Raw genomic sequence first — 17615 nt, 5'->3', positions numbered from 1 at the left:
TGTAGATTAGTTAAAGACAAAGCCGCCGTTGACCGGCAACAGCTGGCCGGTCACGAAATTCGCCAGCGGCGACAGCAGGTAAAGCACCGTACCGTTCACGTCGTCAGGATGTTGCGCCCCGGCCAGCGCCCGGCCCTGTTCGTACAGCTGGTGGCGCTCGGCGGGGACATATTCGGTAGCTTCTACCCGCGTCAGCCCCGGTGCGATAGCGTTCACGCAAATCCCCTGTGGGCCCAGCTCACGCGCCATTGAGCGGGTCATCGAGATAATCGCCCCTTTGCTGGCCACGTAAGCCATTAAGCGCGGTGCGCCCCACAGCGCGGTATCCGAAGCCACGTTGACGATCTTGGCATGCGGGTTTTCCGCCAGCAGCGGTACCGCTGCCTGGCTCACCAGCCAGGTGCCGCGCACGTTGACCTGCATGACCCGATCCCACAGATCAATATCGTATTCCATCATGGTTTTACCGCCGACGCCGGTAGCCAGCGCCGCGTTGTTCACCAGCCCGTCGATCGTACCGCCTTCGGCAATGGCGCTGAACGTAGCGGTGATCGAGGCCGGCGACGCCAGATCGATAACCTGCGTTTCCACCTCGGCCCCCTGTTCACGCAGGCCGGCGGCGCTGTCCGCCAATTCATCCGCCAGAATATCGCACATCACGACCCGACCGCCCGCCTGGGCGATGGCCCCGGCAAAGCTGCGGCCCAGACCGCGCGCCGCACCGGTCACCACAATGCGTTTTCCCGTCAGCAGGCCGTTCACTGCGCAGCCTCCTGTTCGGCGAGCATCGCCAGTTGTTTTTGCGCCTCTTTCTGCATCATGCGACGCAGGCGAGAAAGACCGACGTCATGCTGATACAAATATTCACGGCCACGCGCGTTTGGCGCCATGTTCTCCAGCACGATGCGATCTTGTTCCAGTACGTCCCAATGCAGTGCTTCCAACCGATTGCGGTACATAAAGCGCCAGATGTCGCGCTGCCAGTCTTTGACCTTGCGGATACGCCAGAAGAACACCCGGCAATGATCTTTATCTTCCGGCACCACCATGCCGATGATCCAGAAGTGGCCGCCCGGCCCAAAGCGTTTTTTGTACGGGATCGACAGCCGCATCCAATAGGCGCCGCTGTTGCCGAACTCTACCCAGTCAAAGTTAACGCCGATCTGGCCGTTCTTCTTGAAGATGAACCCGGTATCGGTCGGCTCAAGCGCCATATCCGCCTTGCGATCCCCTTCCGCCATCGAATGCGAAGAGGAGTGCAGGTAGGTGCCGTGCATCGGATCCATGACGTTTTCCAATGCATATTGATAGTTGCAGTCCCAGCTGGCGGTGCACAGGAAGTTGCTGTAGGAAGCCTCATCCGCCAGTTCCTGCGGGAAGGTCAGCTCCGGCGGTGCTTCGTCGGCAGTGATGCCGAAATAAAGGAACACGGCGCCGTAGGCCTCTTTGGCCGGGTAAGAACGCAGGCATTTTTGCCCCACCAACGGGCAGCGATCGACCGCAGGCACATCTTTGACCGTACCGTCGCCGCCGACTTCCACGCCGTGATACCAGCAGGCGATGCGATCGCCCAGATTCCAGCCCATCGAAAGCCGCGCGCCGCGATGCGGGCAACGATCTTCCAGTGCGTGGATCGCGCCTTCACCGTCGCGCCACACCACAATCTGCTGCTCAAGACGCGTAATGCCTACCGGATTATTGCCCACTTCCCAACTGGCCAGCACCGGGTACCACATGCCGCGCAACCCCTGATCGAGATAGTCCTGCAAAGTCTGTGCGGAGGATGTTGTGTTTGCTGTCATTGTCTTCTCCCGGGCTGCTCAGTAACCGTTAACGTGAAGGAATTCGCGGAACGCCGCCTCATTCCACGGCTGGCCGCTGCGATCAAACAGGCGGCGCTGGTTCAGCGCGCTGACGATCTGCTCAAGCTCTTCCGCACCCTGCTCGAAGATCTCTTCCAGCGCCGCGACCAACGCAGTTTCGAAACCGTCCGGTACCCGGCCGCGGTTCTGCCAGATGACATTCCGGAACTGACCCGGTTGGTGGATCTGGCCGTTGCCGCCTTCACGCGCCGGGATCACCTGTTGGGTGTCCGGCAGCCAGGGATTGAAATCGGTGATGTGCTGCATGATTACTCCTCCGCGATAAAGGTGATTTGGATTTGATTGTCGACAACCCGGGTGGGATAGGTTTGCAGATCGCGGCCGCCTGGCTCACGCAGGCACTGGCCGGTACGCACGTCGAACAGCGCTTCATGCAACGGGCACTCGATCTTGCCATCATCAACAAACCCCTGGCTGAGCAAGGCATAGGCGTGTGGGCAAACGTCTTCCAGCGCGTAATAGTTGCCGTCGATCAGATACACCCCGACTTCTTTCCCTTCCACGTTGGCGGAGAAAGGAAAATCTTCTTTCACCTGAGACACTTCACACACTTTCTTCCAGCTCATTGCTTCTGTCCTCTATCTGATTGTTTCATATATGAAACTCAGTTTCTTATTTAATACACTCACTATAAGTCTGGCGAAACTTTCGTCAAGAGAGCAAAGCGGCAATTGTTAATGGAAAGTTGTTTAAACATGACAAATGCGGGAAGGATCACGAAAAAATGCACCGATATGAAAAACTGATGAAGGTTGTGCGCTCCATCACTAATTCATGGGTAAAAAGGCGTTGATCTGGCTGACGTAATGCGAGTAAAAGTTCTCTCTCACTGATTAACACACCTTTTTTATAACAATAAATTTACATTAAAACGGATAAACCCTGCTTTTCAGCACTGTGAAATCAGCGGGTTAGTTTACTGCTGCCTAAATTCGTTAATCGCCCGCCAAAGGAGCGTACATGGAGCGCATTGTGCAACAACGTCAACGCTGGTTCGGGGTCGTGGCCCTGCTGTTTCTGATCGTCATCGCCTATGCCGATCGGGTCAATATTGCCGTGATGCTGGTCAATCCCGACTTCTTGCAACACTTTCAGCTCGGCGGTGACCGTGCGCATCAGGGCATGCTGATGACCGTGTTTTTGCTCGGTTACGGGCTTTCCGCCATGCTGCTGACGCCCTTCCTGGAAACCCTGATGGGCTATCGCCGTGCGCTGACGCTAAGCATTGTGCTGTGGGCACTGCTCACGGCCGCCTCGCCGCTGGCGGGGTCGGTACTGCTGCTGTTTGCGGTACGCGCATTGCTTGGCGTCAGCGAGGGGCCGCTGTTCTCGTTAAAAACCATGTACATCGGCGATCACTTCGCCGCCGATGAACGCGGCAAGCCCAATGCCGTCAGCACCTTGGGCGTTTCACTGGGGTTGGTGATCGGTTTTCCGCTGGTGAGTTTCCTGATGGCGCACTTTGGCTGGGCCGTCTCTTTCTATCTGTTGGCGCTGATCAACCTGCTGCTGGGGTTGGCGCTGGTGCGATTATTTATCCATCCGGCCGCGTTGCCGCCACGCGCCGTCGATCCTCAACCGGTACTGAGCCGCGTCTGGCACACCTTTGCCCTGGCCTGGCGCACCCCGATGCTCGGCTGGATCATGCTGATCGAGATCGCCACCCTCAGCTATCTGTGGGGATCCAGCTCTTGGTTACCGGCCTACCTGACCGACGAGAAAGGCTTTTCCATCAAACAGATGGGCTGGATGGCCTCGCTGCCGTTTATCGTCAGCATCGCCTCAAAATATCTCGGCGGCGTGCTGCTCGACCGTATCCGCCCCTATCAGGCGCCGTTGATTTTCGCCGTGGGGGGCGCGGCGACCGCGTTATGTATCTATGGCGTGATGCACAGCCATCAGCTCGGCTGGATCGCTTTCTTCCTGCTGGCGGCTAATGCCTGCTGGGGGGCTCAGGGGGCGGCGATCCCTACCCTGTTGCAGCATTATGCTCAGCCGCAGGCTGTCGGCAGCGCCTATGGGCTGATTAACGGCATCGGCAACATGTTCTCGGCGTTTGTGCCGATGATTATGGGTATGGTGATGGCCAGCCATGGCAAGGTATCTTCAGGGTTTGCAGTGCTGATTGTGTCGCAGGTAGTGACATTGTTGGCGGGCGGCGTACTGTTCAGCCGGATGCGGATGACGCGCGAGGCAAGGCGGGCGTAAAACAACCGGGGCGCATAATGCGCCCCGATCCCAATTCATGTTACTGACGGCTCAGCGCCCTTTCTTTTTACGACCAGGCTGAGCGAAGCGCTTACGCGCCGGCGCGTTGCTGCCGGGCTTTTCGGCGTTTTTCGCCCCGCTGCTGGCCGGCTTTTTCACTGCCGGTTTGGCTTTCTTCGCCGGTTTCGCTTCTGAGGAAGAATCCTCGATCGATTTAAACAGTTCGACCAGTTCGTCGTCGGTTAAATCTCGCCATTCACCCGGCGGTAGTCCGGCCATGCTGACATTCATAATGCGGGTGCGTTCCAGCTTGATAACCTCATAGCCAAAATGCTCGCACATGCGGCGGATCTGGCGGTTAAGCCCCTGAACCAGCACGATGCGAAACACGAACGGCGCTTCTTTCTTTACCTTGCACTTTTTAGTCACCGTACCCAGCATCGGCACGCCAGCCCCCAGGCCACGGATAAAATCGTCGGTCACCGGTTTGTTGACCGTCACCCGATATTCTTTCTCATGGTCATTACCCGCTCGCAGGATCTTGTTCACCAGATCGCCGTGGTTGGTGAGGAAAATCAGCCCCTGAGAGTCTTTGTCCAGGCGGCCGATCGGGAAGATACGGGTGCTGTGGTTGACAAAATCGACAATATTGTCTTTCTCGCCCTCTTCGGTGGTGCTGACGATACCAACGGGTTTGTTCAACGCGATAAAGATCAGGTTGTCTTCATTACGGGGTTCGATCAACTGACCGTTGACCTTGACGACGTCTCCTGGAAACACCTGATCGCCAAGCGTTACCCGCTTGCCATTGATAAAAACATTGCCTTGTTCGATATAACGATCGGCATCGCGGCGGGAGCAGATGCCGCTCTCGCTGATATATTTGTTAAGACGTGTTGAAGGCTTGGTCAGCATGTTTTCTCCATACCCGTCGTCTTTCAAGCCACAGCGTTGTTACCTGCACTCACTCCCCCAGTCACTTACAAAAGTAAGCTCCTGGGGATGAGCGAGCTGGGCGCCTGGCTGTGACTTGAAATCCATAGGGTATATAGATACCGGTTGTGTGTATTTCTCTATGGTACAGTTACAAACGACTCGGTTTACAGCCCATAGCCGCCTGTTAATACTTTTAGGAACTTATTTCGTTTTTTTAGCGGCTTGCAGATACAGCATTTCCAGACCCAGCGTCGCCGCGGCCAGCGCGGTGATTTCGGATTGGTCATAGGCTGGCGCCACTTCCACCACGTCCATGCCGACGATGTTCAGCGACTGCATGCCGCGTACCAGTTTCAGTGCGCGATCGGAGGTCAGGCCGCCGATCACCGGGGTGCCGGTGCCCGGTGCGAACGCCGGATCCAGGCAGTCGATGTCGAAGGTCAGATAAACCGGCATATCGCCGACGATCTGTTTGATCTGCGTCAGCAGGTCGTCCACGCTGCGATCGTTAACCTGTGCGGCATCCAATACGGTAAAGCCGTTGTCATGATCGAACTCGGTACGAATGCCGATCTGCACCGAGTGGTTCGGATCGATCAGGCCTTCGTTCGGCGCATGGAAGAACATGGTGCCGTGGTCGTATTTGCTGCCGTTGGCGTAGGTGTCGGTGTGGGCGTCAAAATGCACCAGCGCCAGTTTGCCGAAATGCTTGGCGTGAGCGCGCAACAGCGGCAACGTGACGAAATGGTCGCCGCCGAATGAAAGCATGCGTTTGCCGGCCTTCAGCAATTTTTCCGCGTGCGCCTGCAGCTTGTCGCTCATGTCTTGAGCGTCGCCGAAGTTGAACACGATATCGCCGCAGTCGATCACGTTCAGGCGATCGCGCAGATCAAAGCTCCACGGCCAGCGGTTGCCTTCCCACGCCAGATTGGTGGAAACCTGACGGATCGCCGCAGGACCATGGCGGCCGCCGGCTCGGCCGGAGGTTGCCATGTCGAATGGAATGCCGGTGATGACCCACTCTGCATCGCTGTCATAAGGCATGAAATTCAGCGGAAAGCGCAGGAAACCAAAGGCGTTGGACACTAAGGAATTATCGGACTGATGGCCTAACGTGCTCATTGTAAACCCTCATATTTCAACGTTTCGCCTGCGGTAAAATCACACGGGCGTTGGCAAAAAAAAATCCCTCCCGCGTCGTTAGCCCGACGAGAAAGGGATTGATACGATGTCTGTTTCGGTACTGCTGATGCGGCAGATTATCGCCGTATTTGGTTCGCGCTTCAAGCCCGCGCATCACTCCAACTGCTCGTCGGTATCAGTATAGAAGAGCAGCGTGAAAGTACGGTGAATCATACCCTCACGCCCCTCTTACTTACTCGTCTTCCAGATAAGTATAACCATACAAACCGGCTTCGAACTCTTCTACGAACTGTGCCTGCAATTCATCGTCCAGATCGGTTTCTTTCACCTGATCGCGGAATTTGGCCAGCAGTGCGATCGGATCGAGCTGCACGTATTCCAGCATGTCGGCAACGGTGTCGCCTTCGTCGGACAACTCGGTTTCTACCGTACCGTCCGGGAAGACGAACACGTCAACCGAGGCGGTATCACCGAACAGGTTGTGCATGTTGCCGAGGATTTCCTGGTAGGCGCCCACCATAAAGAAGCCCAGCGCCGGCGGGTTTTCCGGATCGTACGGCGGCATTGGCATGGTGGTCGCCACGCCGTCGCCGTCGATGTAATGATCGATCGTACCGTCGGAGTCACAGGTGATGTCCAGCAGCACCGCGCGGCCTTCCGGCGGCTTATCCAACCCTTCCAGCGGCAGCACCGGGAACAGCTGATCGATACCCCAGGCGTCCGGCATGGACTGGAACAGCGAGAAGTTGACGTAGAACTTGTCTGCCATACGCTCTTGCAGTTCGTCGATGATCGGACGGTGCGCACGGTTGCTTGGATCAAGCTGCTGCTGGATCTTGTTGCAGATGTTCAGATACAGCTGCTCGGCCCAGGCGCGCTTGGTCAGATCCAGCATGCCGTGGGCGTACTGGGTGTGAACGTCGTGCAGGTCCATTTGACTGTCGTGCAGCCATTCGCGCAACGAGCGGCGGTTCTCCGGCTCGTTCATTTCCTGCCAGGTTTCCCACATGCTTTCCAGCGCACGCGGCGCATCTTCCGCCGGCGGCAAAGGATCGCTGAATTCGTTGCGTTCAACGCCGATCACGTTGGACACCAGCACCGTATGGTGCGCGGTGACCGCGCGGCCGGATTCGGTAATCACCGTCGGATGAGGCAGGCCGTGCTCATTACAAGCGTCGCCGATGCCCCAAATCACGTTGTTGGCATATTCGTTCAGGCCGTAATTCACCGAACAGTCGGATTGCGAACGGGTGCCTTCATAATCCACGCCCAAACCGCCGCCCACGTCGAAGCACTGGATGTTAACGCCCAGCTTGTGCAATTCAACGTAGAAGCGCGCCGATTCACGCACGCCGGTGGCGATGTCGCGAATATTGGCCAGTTGCGAGCCCAGATGGAAATGCAGCAGTTGCAGGCTGTCGAGGCGGCCCGCTTCACGCAGGGTTTCCACCAATTTCAGGACCTGAATGGCCGCCAGACCGAACTTGGACTTCTCGCCGCCGCTCGATTGCCATTTGCCGGAACCCTGCGAAGCCAGACGCGCACGCACGCCCAGACGCGGCACCACGTTCAGACGCTCGGCTTCTTCCAGCACCATGTTGATCTCGGACATCTTCTCGATCACCAGGTACACTTTGTGCCCCAGTTTTTCGCCGATCAGTGCCAGACGAATATATTCGCGGTCTTTATAGCCGTTACAAACGATGACCGAACGGGTCATGCCGGCATGTGCCAGCACCGCCATCAGTTCGGCTTTGGAGCCGGCTTCCAGCCCCAGCGGTTCGCCTGAGTTGACCAGGGATTCGATCACGCGACGATGCTGGTTCACCTTGATCGGGTAAACCAGGAAATAGCCGCCTTCATAGCCGAATGACTCGCGCGCGCGTTTGAATGCCGCGTTAATCGAACGCAGGCGGTGCTGGAGGATCTGCGGGAAGCAGAACAGCGCCGGCAGACGCTGACCGTCTTTGCGACGTTCTTTCACCAGTTCAGCCAGATCGACACGCGCCTGCGGGACGTCCGGATCCGGGCACACGCTGATGTGGCCCAGTTCATTGACGTCATAATAGTTGTTGCCCCAGTAGGCGACGTTATAAGTGCGCAGCATCTTGCTGGCGTCACGGTCATTCATGGCAACCTCCTGCATGGAGCGTAAAGATATAGGTTCGCCCGCGGCTGGCGGACGGTGAATCAACAGATCATCAGACATTACTCGCCTCACATCCCGTACTGACGATACAGTCAGCCACTATCGCAGCTACAACCCGCGAGAACAACCCAACAAACCGCCCTTGCGGCAGCGAATAAAACTGCCGTTCGCGGTCAGCGATCGGTTTATCACTCATATAATTGTAAGACACCCTGTTCAAACCTCGTGAATCGGGTCAAGAAACATCCCACAGGAAGGCTGCAGGCTACCCTTGTTCAGTTCTTCAGACGACCGTTAACCGGCCCGAGAATCCTGAGTAGCGCCCAAGTGTTTATCACACCTGGAAGGTGGAGTAGAGACAAGACGGGAAATAGCAGAAGAATGTGCGCCAGAACGGCACTGCTGTTGAGAACCAACAACCGGTAGACAACGGATCATTAATCCAACCACCTCCACGCACGTCGCCCGGAATGAACGACTGAGCCTCTATTAATAGTGTAAGAACGTGACCGTTCTATGAAGCGGCGACGCCAAGCGTCGGCGTCTGCGGCTGACCATGAAAGCCATGAGCGGGAGCTTGCCACTTTTTGCTCCACGCTGTGCACCAAATGAGCCGCGCGCGCAGTTTATACCGATAACCTGGGGAAAATGCAAAATGAAAATTCGCCGGAAACTGTTTCAAGCGATGAAAATGGCGCCGATGCCTTTGCGCAAAAGAGCGAAACGACAAAAAAATACTGGCAATCCGGCTAAGGCCTGACCTAAAATAGACGTCCAGATGTTAATCCATCTATACTGATTATGCCCTATGAATTTCAAGTCGCGGCTTGAAAGATGACGGGTATAGCTGAATAAACTGCTTAACGGCTTTGCCTGAGGGGCGTTGCAGGATGCATCTTGCGCCATCAGCGGAAGACCCTTCGCTTTGATGCCGGATCTCCAGCGCTGTGCAGTAATTTCTAACCCGTCTTATGCAAGGTAAAGAATACAATGGCTAAACACCTATTCACGTCAGAGTCCGTCTCCGAAGGACATCCCGATAAAATCGCCGACCAGATCTCCGATGCCGTCCTTGACGCCATTCTGGAACAGGATCCGAAAGCGCGCGTAGCCTGCGAAACCTATGTGAAAACCGGCATGGTGCTGGTCGGCGGTGAAATCACCACCAGCGCTTGGGTAGATATCGAAGAAATCACCCGTAAAACCGTGCGTGAAATCGGCTATGTTCATTCGGATATGGGTTTTGACGCCAACTCTTGTGCCGTACTGAGCGCCATTGGCAAGCAATCCCCGGATATCAATCAGGGCGTTGACCGTACCGATCCGTTGGAACAGGGTGCTGGCGACCAGGGCCTGATGTTTGGCTATGCCACCAACGAAACCGAAGTGCTGATGCCTGCACCGGTGACCTACGCACACCGTCTGGTACAGCGCCAGGCCGAAGTACGTAAAAACGGTACCCTGCCGTGGCTGCGTCCGGATGCGAAAAGCCAGGTCACTTTCCAGTATGACGACGGCAAAATCGTCGGCATCGACGCGGTAGTGTTGTCCACCCAGCATTCCGAAGATATCTCTCTGAAAGATCTGCAAGAAGCGGTGATGGAAGAGATCATCAAGCCGGTTCTGCCTACCGAATGGCTGAGCGCCGGCACCAAATACCACATCAACCCAACCGGCCGTTTCGTTATCGGTGGCCCAATGGGCGACTGCGGCCTGACCGGGCGTAAAATCATCGTGGATACCTACGGCGGCATGGCCCGTCACGGTGGCGGTGCATTCTCCGGTAAGGATCCGTCCAAGGTTGACCGTTCAGCGGCGTACGCGGCGCGTTACGTGGCGAAAAACATCGTTGCCGCCGGCCTGGCCGACCGCTGTGAGATCCAGGTGTCCTACGCTATCGGCGTGGCAGAGCCAACCTCCATCATGGTGGAAACCTTCGGTACCGAGAAAGTGCCTACCGAACAGTTGACCCTGCTGGTGCGCGAGTTCTTCGATCTGCGTCCATACGGCCTGATCCAGATGATGGATCTGCTGCAACCGATCTACCGCGAAACCGCGGCCTACGGCCACTTCGGCCGCGAGCACTTCCCATGGGAAGCGACCGACAAGGCTGAACTGCTGCGCGATGCCGCCGGCCTGAAATAAGCCCCGCATCCTGGTAAAAACGGCAAGCCCCTGGCTTGCCGTTTTTGTTTTTATTGGACGTTGTAAATCCTGTCAGGCACTTTCAGAACCCCCGGTTAGGGTATGCGGGAGCATTCTATTCATCTGGGTGACTCATATTTACCCTAATGCTTTGTTGTTAACGCCGTCGGAAAGGCGCTGGACGCTGGACCCAGCTCAGACAGCAGGTGAGCCAACTAATGTGCGGCAAGTTCCCGGAAGAAAGCAGGGTTAGTCTGGATAGCCGCCAGCACCTTTGCCGCCAGACCCGTTGGGTTACGTCTTTTGGTTTCCCAGCTTTTGATGGTATCAACGCTGGTACCCAGTGCCTTGGCCATTTCGCTCTGTGAAACGTTAAGCTGCTCCCTGATCGCCCTCACATCTGCAATATCATAACGAGTGACATTGGCAGGTGCAGTAACGCCATTTTTAATGTCGACAGCCTCTTCAAGAGACGTTTTCATATCGTCAAAAAAACTCATGTCACACCTCATTTTTCAGTAATCTCGTTAATCTCTTCAGCTGTGATTTTTCTGCATCGGTCAGACTGTCTTTAATACTTTTCGGGTAGGCCATCACCAGATAGATAACCTCCTCGGTCGCCAGAAAGTAAATCACTCTGGCGCTCCCACTTTTCCCCTGCGAACCTGTTGCCATCCTGATTTTTCGCAGACCACCTGTATTCTCAATCAGATCGCCTTTGCCTGGCGATTCAATGAGTTCTTTCTGGAGTTCTTTTAGCTCGTCGTCCGTGGCTATTTGCTTCACCTGCCGCGTGAACATCGGGTCTCAATAAATACTAGTGCATGACTCACCGGTACCCTCTCCATGTTGAGGTACATAGTACACCAGGTGGCGTACTATGGACGCCAAGGTAATTTGAGTGTAATGGGCTCCTTTCCTTGGTTCTCGGCAGAGAGCCAGAGCACCCGTGCGCAGTATATGCGTCTCTCCCCAGGTTTTGGCGGCCCTTTCTGCGCTAAATTTCGTTTCTGCGCAACCTTGCGCAAAACGTTACAACCCACTGAAAACAAAAAAGACAAAGGCCCAGCAATGCTGAGCCTTTGATGGCAGAAACGGGCGTTGCGATGACGGCTACGAGGTTTGTTTACGCAGCAGATAAACGAAATACGGCGCGCCGATAAAGGTCGCCAGCAGCCCGGCGGGGATTTGATACGGGAACATCACCATCCGGCCGCACCAGTCGGCGAACACCATCAGCAGGCCGCCCAACAGTGCGGCAATCACCATCTGCGGCAATGCGCGCCGGAAGCCCAGCATACGCGCCATATGCGGTGCCATCAGGCCGATAAAGCTCAGCGGCCCCACGGTCAACGTCGCCATGGCGGTCAGCGTGGCGGCCAGCAGCAGAATCACCACCCGCACCGGCGTCAGCGCAATGCCCACCGAGCGGGCGGTCGCGCTGCCCAGCGGCAGAATGGTCAGCCAACGGCGACACAGCGGTGCCAGCACTATCAGCGTTGCCGCAATGATGGCAGTACGGATCGCCTGCTCCGAAGTCACCGAATAGGTTGAGCCGGAAATCCAGGTCAGCAGCCCGCCCATCCGCGGATCGCCGCTGGCCAGCAGCAGGAAAATGGTGGTGGTAAACGCCGTGCTGAGCGCGATGCCGGCCAGCAGCATGCGCTCGGTAGAAAAACCGCCGCGACCGGCGGCGACCATAATCACCAGCAACGTTGCCGCCGCCCCCAGGCTACCGGCGGGCAGCAACCAACCGAAGGCATCACCCGGTACGATAAACAACATCACCACCACGCCAAAAGCCGCACCGGAGCTGATACCCAGCACTTCCGGGCTGGACATCGGGTTGCCGGTCAGCTTCTGGATTAAGGTGCCGGCCACCGCCAGCATCATGCCCGCGGCCAGCGCGGACAGCACCCGCGGCCAACGCCACGGCATCAATGATTCCAGTTCTGCGCCATAGCTCCAATGCCAGCCAGCGGCGTTCTGCCCGAACATCAGTGCGAGGGCGATGCCAGCCAGCAGCACAATCCCCGCTACCGTCACCCAGCCCAGCAGATGGCCGCGTTCGGCCGGTACCTTGTCGCCCAGGTTCATCGGCGGTGGCGTGGCGGCGCTACGCAGGCGCGGCAACAGCCACAACAACAGCGGAGCGCCAAACAACGCGGTCGCCGCACCGGTCGGGACCTCACGCCAAACCTGCGTCAGCCAAATCATCACCTGATCGGTCAGCCACAGCAGCAAAGCGCCCAGCAACGGCGCCAGTATCATGCGATGAGCCAGCCGACGCGCCCCCAGCATTTTTGCCATTAAGGGTGCAAACAGACCGATAAAACCGATCACGCCCACCGCATTCACCAGCATCGCACTGAAGATAATCGCCACCGCCAGCGCGCAAAAACGCGCCATCGACAACCCCAGCCCCAAATTGCGCGCCACGCCGTCGTCCAACCCCAGCAACGTCAATGGGCGCAGCAGCAGCACCGCCAACAGCCCGGCCACCACCAGGCGCGGCAGGATAAATTGCGCAGTGCTCCAGTCCTGCTGGTTCAACGCCCCGGTGCTCCACAAGAACAATCCCTGCAGCTGATCGTAATTAAACAGCGCCAACAGGCTGTTGACCGCACCGCAGTACAGCCCCAGCACAAGACCGGCCAGAATCAGCGTCACCGGCGACATGCGTTTACCCCAGGCTACGCCAAACACCAGCCCACCGACCAGGATCGCCCCGGCCATTGCCGCCAGTTGGCGAGTTATCTCGCCGCCAGGCAGCATCCACAAGGTAGCGATAGTCAAGCCGAGCTGCGCACCGGCGGATACGCCCAGCGTCGCCGGTTCCGCCAACGGATTGCGCAGCACCTGCTGGAACAACACGCCGACCAGCCCCAGCCCGGCCCCGGCCAACAGGGAGACCGACAACCGTGGCAGCAGGCTGTAATGGAACAGCATCTGACGTACATCGTCGTGATTCGGCGCGCGCATCGCCTGCGCCCACAGCGCCCAAGGCAGCTGTTGCAACAGGTTGTAGATCGTCAAACCGCCCGCCGTCGCCAGCAATAACAAGATCAACGTCAGCGGTAATACCCGGATGCGCGCGCTCATGAATAGCTCTCCTGCGTCTGCTCCAGCAGATGGCAAAAACGCATCGCCGACAGCGTCGCGCCGTAGAACCAGACCGCCGGCACCTGCCGCAGTTGGTTCTGACGCACAAAAGGCAAAGCCTGCCACAACGGCGTCGAACTGACTTTTTCCATCATCGCCTGGTTACCGTGATCGAGATAAATCGCCCGCGCATTTTTCACCGCAATCAGGCGCTCGATGCCCACTACCGCCGTGCCCCAGAAGTTGGTTTCCCCTTCCCAGGCATTCTGGATGCCAAGCTGCTCCATCACCTCCTGGAACAGGCTTTTCTGGCCGATAATCAGCACATGCCGCGTATCCAGCAAGGAGAACAACAACAGCGGCTGTTTGGTGTAAGAATGCAGACGTTGGCGTGCATCCTGAATAAACCGGTCGAACTGCATCAGATGCCGTTCAGCGCGTGCCTCAAGCCCCAGCCGCTGTGCCAGTTGCTGCAACGAATTCCGGCCCACCGTCAGCGGCTTGCCGCTGCCGTCGTTGAAGCCAAAACTCATCGTCGGCGCTATGGGAGCCAATTTTTGCGGCGTTGGCCCGTACCCTTTTGACAGCAGCATCAGCGAAGGCTGGAGTTGTTGCAGCAACTCCAGGTTTGGTTCGGTGCGTTGGCCCACGTCGATAACCGACGCCGGCATTTTCGGCTCTTCCACCCACAGGTTGTAGTTATGGATATCCGCCACCGCCAGCGGCGTGACGCCCAGCGCCAGCAGCAGCTCAATCGGCAGCCATTCCAGCGCCACGATGCGCGTGAGATCGGGCGGCGTCACCGCCGCGCGCCCTGGTAGAGAAAACAGCAGCGGCGACAGCGCCATGGCGGTCAGCAGGCGGCGACGTACGGGATCGTGTTGAAAATCGGAGGAAGCAGACATCAGTAGACAAAACTCACCGGAGCACCGCCGCTCGGATGCGCCAGCGTGCCCATTGGAATACCATAAATTTGCTCCAGCACCGGGCCTTGCATCAGCTCCAGCGGGGCGCCTTGCGCAATCATCTCGCCGCCGCGCAACGCCACCAAATGGTCGCAGTAGCGCGCCGCCATATTGATGTCGTGCAGCACCGCAATCACCGTCAGGCCGCGTTCATGGCTCAGACGTTGAATCAGCGCCAACACCTCAACCTGGTGCGCAATGTCCAGCGCGGAGGTCGGCTCGTCCAACAGCAGACAACGGCTGTCCTGCGCCACCATCATCGCCAGCCAGGCGCGTTGACGCTCGCCGCCGGACAGGCTGTCCACCAGGCGGTTGGCGAAAGGCTTCAGGCCAACCAGCGCTATCGCCTCCTCCACCTGTTCACGGTCGTTCACGCCAAAGCGGCCCAACGCGCCGTGCCACGGATAGCGGCCGATCGCCACCAGCTCGCGTACCGTCATGCCTTCTGCGGCAGGCAGTTGCTGGGGCAGATAAGCGACCTGACGCGCAAAGGCTTTGCTGTCCCATTGCGCCAGCGGGCGTCGGTTAAGCTGCGCGCTGCCGGCGGTCGGGTTCTGGTGGCGACCAAGGATTTTCAGCAAGGTGGATTTGCCGGAACCATTGTGGCCGATCAACCCGCAGACTTTGCCCTGAGGAAAGGTCAGCGACAGCGGCTGTAACAGCACGCGGCCGGGAACGGCAAAACTGACGTTGTCTAACGCGAAAGTGGCGTCGTGATCGAGGTGTTTATCCTGCATAGGCCCTACTCTGTTCGGAGCGGCGATCCGCCGCCCCGATTACCCGGTTAGAAACGGAAGGTTGCGGTGGCGACCACCTGACGTTCTGCGCCCCAATAGCAGGCGTAGTCGCGATAACAGCTTGAAACGTAGGTCTTGTCAAACAGGTTGTTGATATTGACGCCAACTGAAGAACCCGGCAGGCCAAAGCGCGCCAGATCGTATTTGATGGTCGCATCCACCAGCGTGTAATCCGGTACTTTAAAGGTGCTGTTGTCGGCGCTGTTGAAGCTGGAACTGGTGCCGACATAACGTACGCCGGAGCCCAACGTCAGGCCGCTGACCGCCGTTTCGTGGAAGGTGTAGTCCGCCCACAAAGAGGCCATATGTTTGGGAATTTCCGGCGTCGGCTTATCCTGGAAGTTGGTATCTTCGGTGTACTTGGCATCCGTATAGGTATAAGACGCGATCAGGTTGACGTTGGCGTTCAGCGCCGCCTTGGCCTCCAGCTCTACACCGCGCGAACGAATTTCCCCACTCTGCGTGCTGAACAAAATATTATCCGGATCGGTCGTCAGGTTGTTATTTTTGGTCAGCTGGTACAGCGCCGCCGTCAGGACGATCGGGCGATCCTTCGGCACGTATTTCACACCAGTTTCAAATTGTTTGCCGATCGAAGGCTTAAAGGTGCTGCCGCCGGCGGTGGTGCCTAAATTAGGTTCGAACGATTGGCTGTAGCTAAAGTACGGCGTGATGCCATTATCAAACAGGTAGTTCAAGCCACCGCGCCAGGTGAACTGCCCGTCGGTTTGTTCATCCGTCGTGCCCAGGTTGCGGTTAAAGGCGGAGGTCTTCGCCCAGTCGTAACGGCCGCCCAGCGTCAGCACCCACTGGTTCCACTCGCCTTGTTCCTGCACATACAGGCCGGTCTGTTCCTGACGGTTCAGATAATTATAAGGGAAAGTAATGGCATAGCCGTCGTTACCATACTGCGGATGGGTCATGCTCAGGCTGTCTGCCGTGCCAAAGCCGGAATTGATGTCATTACGCATGCGCATGTAATCCACGCCGAACAACAACGTATGATCGACATCGCCGGTTTTCACCTTGGCCTGCGCTTGAGTATCCACCGAGAAGCTGTTCAGATGTTCCTTCGACTGGACATAAGCGCGGTTGATCGTCGTCGGCGTTGCGGCGGAAACGCCGCTGCCGTAAATGCTCTTCAGGTCGGTTTCCAACTGCATATAGCGCAGATTCTGACGCACCGCCCAGGTATCGTTGAAGGCGTGTTCGAAACTGTAGCCGATCATCCGCTGCTTGCGTGAGGTGTAGTTGCTGGCTTCGCCTTCATTGAAATCTGTCGGCAATTTGCTGCCGTCCGGCAGCGGGATCAACGTGCCCTGCTTCGGCAGCCAGCCGTAATAACCGGTGTAAGGATCGTTTTGAATGTTGGCCAACAGCGTGAAGTTGGTCTTGTCATCGGGACGCCAGCTAAAGGAAGGCGCAATCGCGTAACGCTTCTCTTTGCTCATATTCTGCTGCGCGTCACTGTCTTTTGCCAAGCCGGTCAGACGATAGGAATAGACCCCGTTATCGTCCAGCGCATCGCTGAAATCGAAACCGGTCTGGAACAGATTGTCGGTGCCCATTTTAAACTGGATTTCGCGCAGCGGTTCGGTCGTTGGCCGCTTGCTGACCATCGAAACCAGGCCGCCAGGGCTGCTTTTGCCATACAGCACCGACACCGGCCCGCGCAACAGTTCGGCGCGCTCGAGGAAATACGGATCGATGGAAGCCTCGCTGTAGTTATCGCCCTGCAGACGCAGCCCATCCAGATACTGGTTGGTGTTTACCGCCGGGAAACCGCGAATGGCCACCGAATCATAGGTGGTGGAGCTGCCACGGCTGGCGTAAACCCCTGGCGCATAAGCCAGCGCGCCTTTCACCGTATCCGGCTGGCGCATGTCCATCTCTTCACGCGTGACTACGGAAACCGACTGCGGATTCTTTTCAATCGGCGTATCGGTTTTGGTACCGGTGGCGCTGTGCTTGGCCACGTAGGTGCCGACCGGCCCCCAGGCGCTTTCCTGTTGCGGCTGGCTGCTGCCCACCACGGTAAGAGTGTCTTCCTTGGTTGCCGGATTGGCTTCGGCAGAAAATGCCGGCATCGCCAGCGTACCCAGCGCGGTAGCGATAGTGATCGCTAACCCACTAATGGGAGAACGGCCCTTCATGGCCCGTGATGAAGTTGGACGCTTGGTCGGCATAGGTGGTTTCTCTGATGAATTATTTGATAACGAATGTAAACGATAATAATTATTATAAGCGACGCATTTTATGCAGAAGCCAAATTAAACTGCAAGTCGAA

Annotated in this window: 16 protein-coding genes and 1 pseudogene; 2 read left to right on the top strand and 15 right to left on the bottom strand. The window is 57.3% G+C overall.

The genetic code is table 11. From position 1 onward, the window contains the following. Positions 1-6: 6 nt before the first annotated feature. Genes QZQ97_RS23325 through QZQ97_RS23310 form a run of 4 tightly spaced genes read right to left on the bottom strand, consistent with a single transcriptional unit; the run spans position 7 to position 2449 of the window. Entirely contained in the window at positions 7-762 is a 756-nt protein-coding gene (locus tag QZQ97_RS23325; RefSeq protein ID WP_311995365.1) for an SDR family oxidoreductase, read from the bottom strand. Next, complete coding sequence (locus QZQ97_RS23320; protein WP_311995364.1) at positions 759-1802, bottom strand: aromatic ring-hydroxylating dioxygenase subunit alpha; 1044 nt, start codon at positions 1800-1802, stop codon at positions 759-761. Before QZQ97_RS23320 ends, QZQ97_RS23325 begins: the two co-directional genes overlap by 4 nt. 18 nt (positions 1803-1820) lie before the next feature. Beyond that, the gene (locus QZQ97_RS23315; RefSeq protein WP_311995363.1) at positions 1821-2129 is read right to left on the bottom strand and encodes a recombinase-like helix-turn-helix domain-containing protein; all 309 of its coding nucleotides are present in this window, start codon (positions 2127-2129) and stop codon (positions 1821-1823) included. 2 nt (positions 2130-2131) lie between these two features. After that, positions 2132-2449 carry a non-heme iron oxygenase ferredoxin subunit gene (locus QZQ97_RS23310; RefSeq protein ID WP_311995362.1) on the bottom strand — a complete coding sequence of 106 codons (318 nt, stop codon included), beginning with the start codon at positions 2447-2449 and terminating at the stop codon, positions 2132-2134. A 394-nt stretch (positions 2450-2843) separates the two neighbouring features. On the opposite strand from QZQ97_RS23310, the gene QZQ97_RS23305 reads away from it, so the two are divergent. Beyond that, the gene (locus QZQ97_RS23305; RefSeq protein WP_311995361.1) at positions 2844-4091 is read left to right on the top strand and encodes an MFS transporter; all 1248 of its coding nucleotides are present in this window, start codon (positions 2844-2846) and stop codon (positions 4089-4091) included. Between the two features lie 51 nt (positions 4092-4142). On the opposite strand, the gene rluF is transcribed toward QZQ97_RS23305, so the two are convergent. From rluF to QZQ97_RS23285, 5 genes are all read right to left on the bottom strand, one after another. Further along, positions 4143-5006 carry a 23S rRNA pseudouridine(2604) synthase RluF gene (gene rluF, locus QZQ97_RS23300; RefSeq protein WP_311995360.1) on the bottom strand — a complete coding sequence of 288 codons (864 nt, stop codon included), beginning with the start codon at positions 5004-5006 and terminating at the stop codon, positions 4143-4145. Positions 5007-5228: 222 nt separating this feature from the next. Then, the gene (gene speB, locus QZQ97_RS23295) at positions 5229-6149 is read right to left on the bottom strand and encodes an agmatinase (protein WP_311995359.1); all 921 of its coding nucleotides are present in this window, start codon (positions 6147-6149) and stop codon (positions 5229-5231) included. 253 nt (positions 6150-6402) lie between these two features. After that, complete coding sequence (speA, locus tag QZQ97_RS23290; RefSeq protein ID WP_004947831.1) at positions 6403-8379, bottom strand: biosynthetic arginine decarboxylase; 1977 nt, start codon at positions 8377-8379, stop codon at positions 6403-6405. Beyond that, entirely contained in the window at positions 8372-8515 is a 144-nt protein-coding gene (locus QZQ97_RS24585) for a virulence promoting factor (RefSeq protein ID WP_006327842.1), read from the bottom strand. Before QZQ97_RS24585 ends, speA begins: the two co-directional genes overlap by 8 nt. Before the next feature lie 482 nt (positions 8516-8997). After that, positions 8998-9225: a hypothetical protein gene (locus QZQ97_RS23285; protein WP_311995358.1), complete on the bottom strand. Its 228-nt coding sequence runs from the start codon at positions 9223-9225 to the stop codon at positions 8998-9000. Positions 9226-9309: 84 nt separating this feature from the next. Here QZQ97_RS23285 and metK point away from each other — a divergent pair, with 84 nt between their 5' ends. Then, positions 9310-10464: a methionine adenosyltransferase gene (gene metK, locus QZQ97_RS23280; RefSeq protein WP_006321046.1), complete on the top strand. Its 1155-nt coding sequence runs from the start codon at positions 9310-9312 to the stop codon at positions 10462-10464. Between the two features lie 215 nt (positions 10465-10679). On the opposite strand, the gene nadS is transcribed toward metK, so the two are convergent. The 6 genes and pseudogenes from nadS to fhuA form a co-directional block, all read right to left on the bottom strand. Further along, positions 10680-10964, bottom strand: a complete 285-nt coding sequence (gene nadS, locus QZQ97_RS23275; protein ID WP_311995357.1) for a NadS family protein — start codon at positions 10962-10964, stop codon at positions 10680-10682. Position 10965: 1 nt separating this feature from the next. Continuing rightward, positions 10966-11297: pseudogene (locus QZQ97_RS23270) on the bottom strand (type II toxin-antitoxin system RelE/ParE family toxin). Positions 11298-11577: 280 nt separating this feature from the next. Continuing rightward, entirely contained in the window at positions 11578-13566 is a 1989-nt protein-coding gene (gene fhuB / locus QZQ97_RS23265; protein WP_311995355.1) for a Fe(3+)-hydroxamate ABC transporter permease FhuB, read from the bottom strand. Beyond that, complete coding sequence (fhuD, locus tag QZQ97_RS23260) at positions 13563-14471, bottom strand: Fe(3+)-hydroxamate ABC transporter substrate-binding protein FhuD (RefSeq protein ID WP_311995354.1); 909 nt, start codon at positions 14469-14471, stop codon at positions 13563-13565. Before fhuD ends, fhuB begins: the two co-directional genes overlap by 4 nt. Next, complete coding sequence (fhuC, locus tag QZQ97_RS23255; protein ID WP_004947844.1) at positions 14471-15268, bottom strand: Fe3+-hydroxamate ABC transporter ATP-binding protein FhuC; 798 nt, start codon at positions 15266-15268, stop codon at positions 14471-14473. Before fhuC ends, fhuD begins: the two co-directional genes overlap by 1 nt. 47 nt (positions 15269-15315) lie before the next feature. Further along, positions 15316-17514 carry a ferrichrome porin FhuA gene (gene fhuA / locus QZQ97_RS23250; RefSeq protein ID WP_311995353.1) on the bottom strand — a complete coding sequence of 733 codons (2199 nt, stop codon included), beginning with the start codon at positions 17512-17514 and terminating at the stop codon, positions 15316-15318. Positions 17515-17615 lie beyond the last annotated feature (101 nt).

The organism is Serratia sp. root2 (genome assembly GCF_031931805.1).
Taxonomy (GTDB): domain Bacteria; phylum Pseudomonadota; class Gammaproteobacteria; order Enterobacterales; family Enterobacteriaceae; genus Serratia; species Serratia inhibens.
Note: the sequence above shows the minus strand (reverse complement) of the source record. Positions and strands in the feature narration are given on the sequence as shown.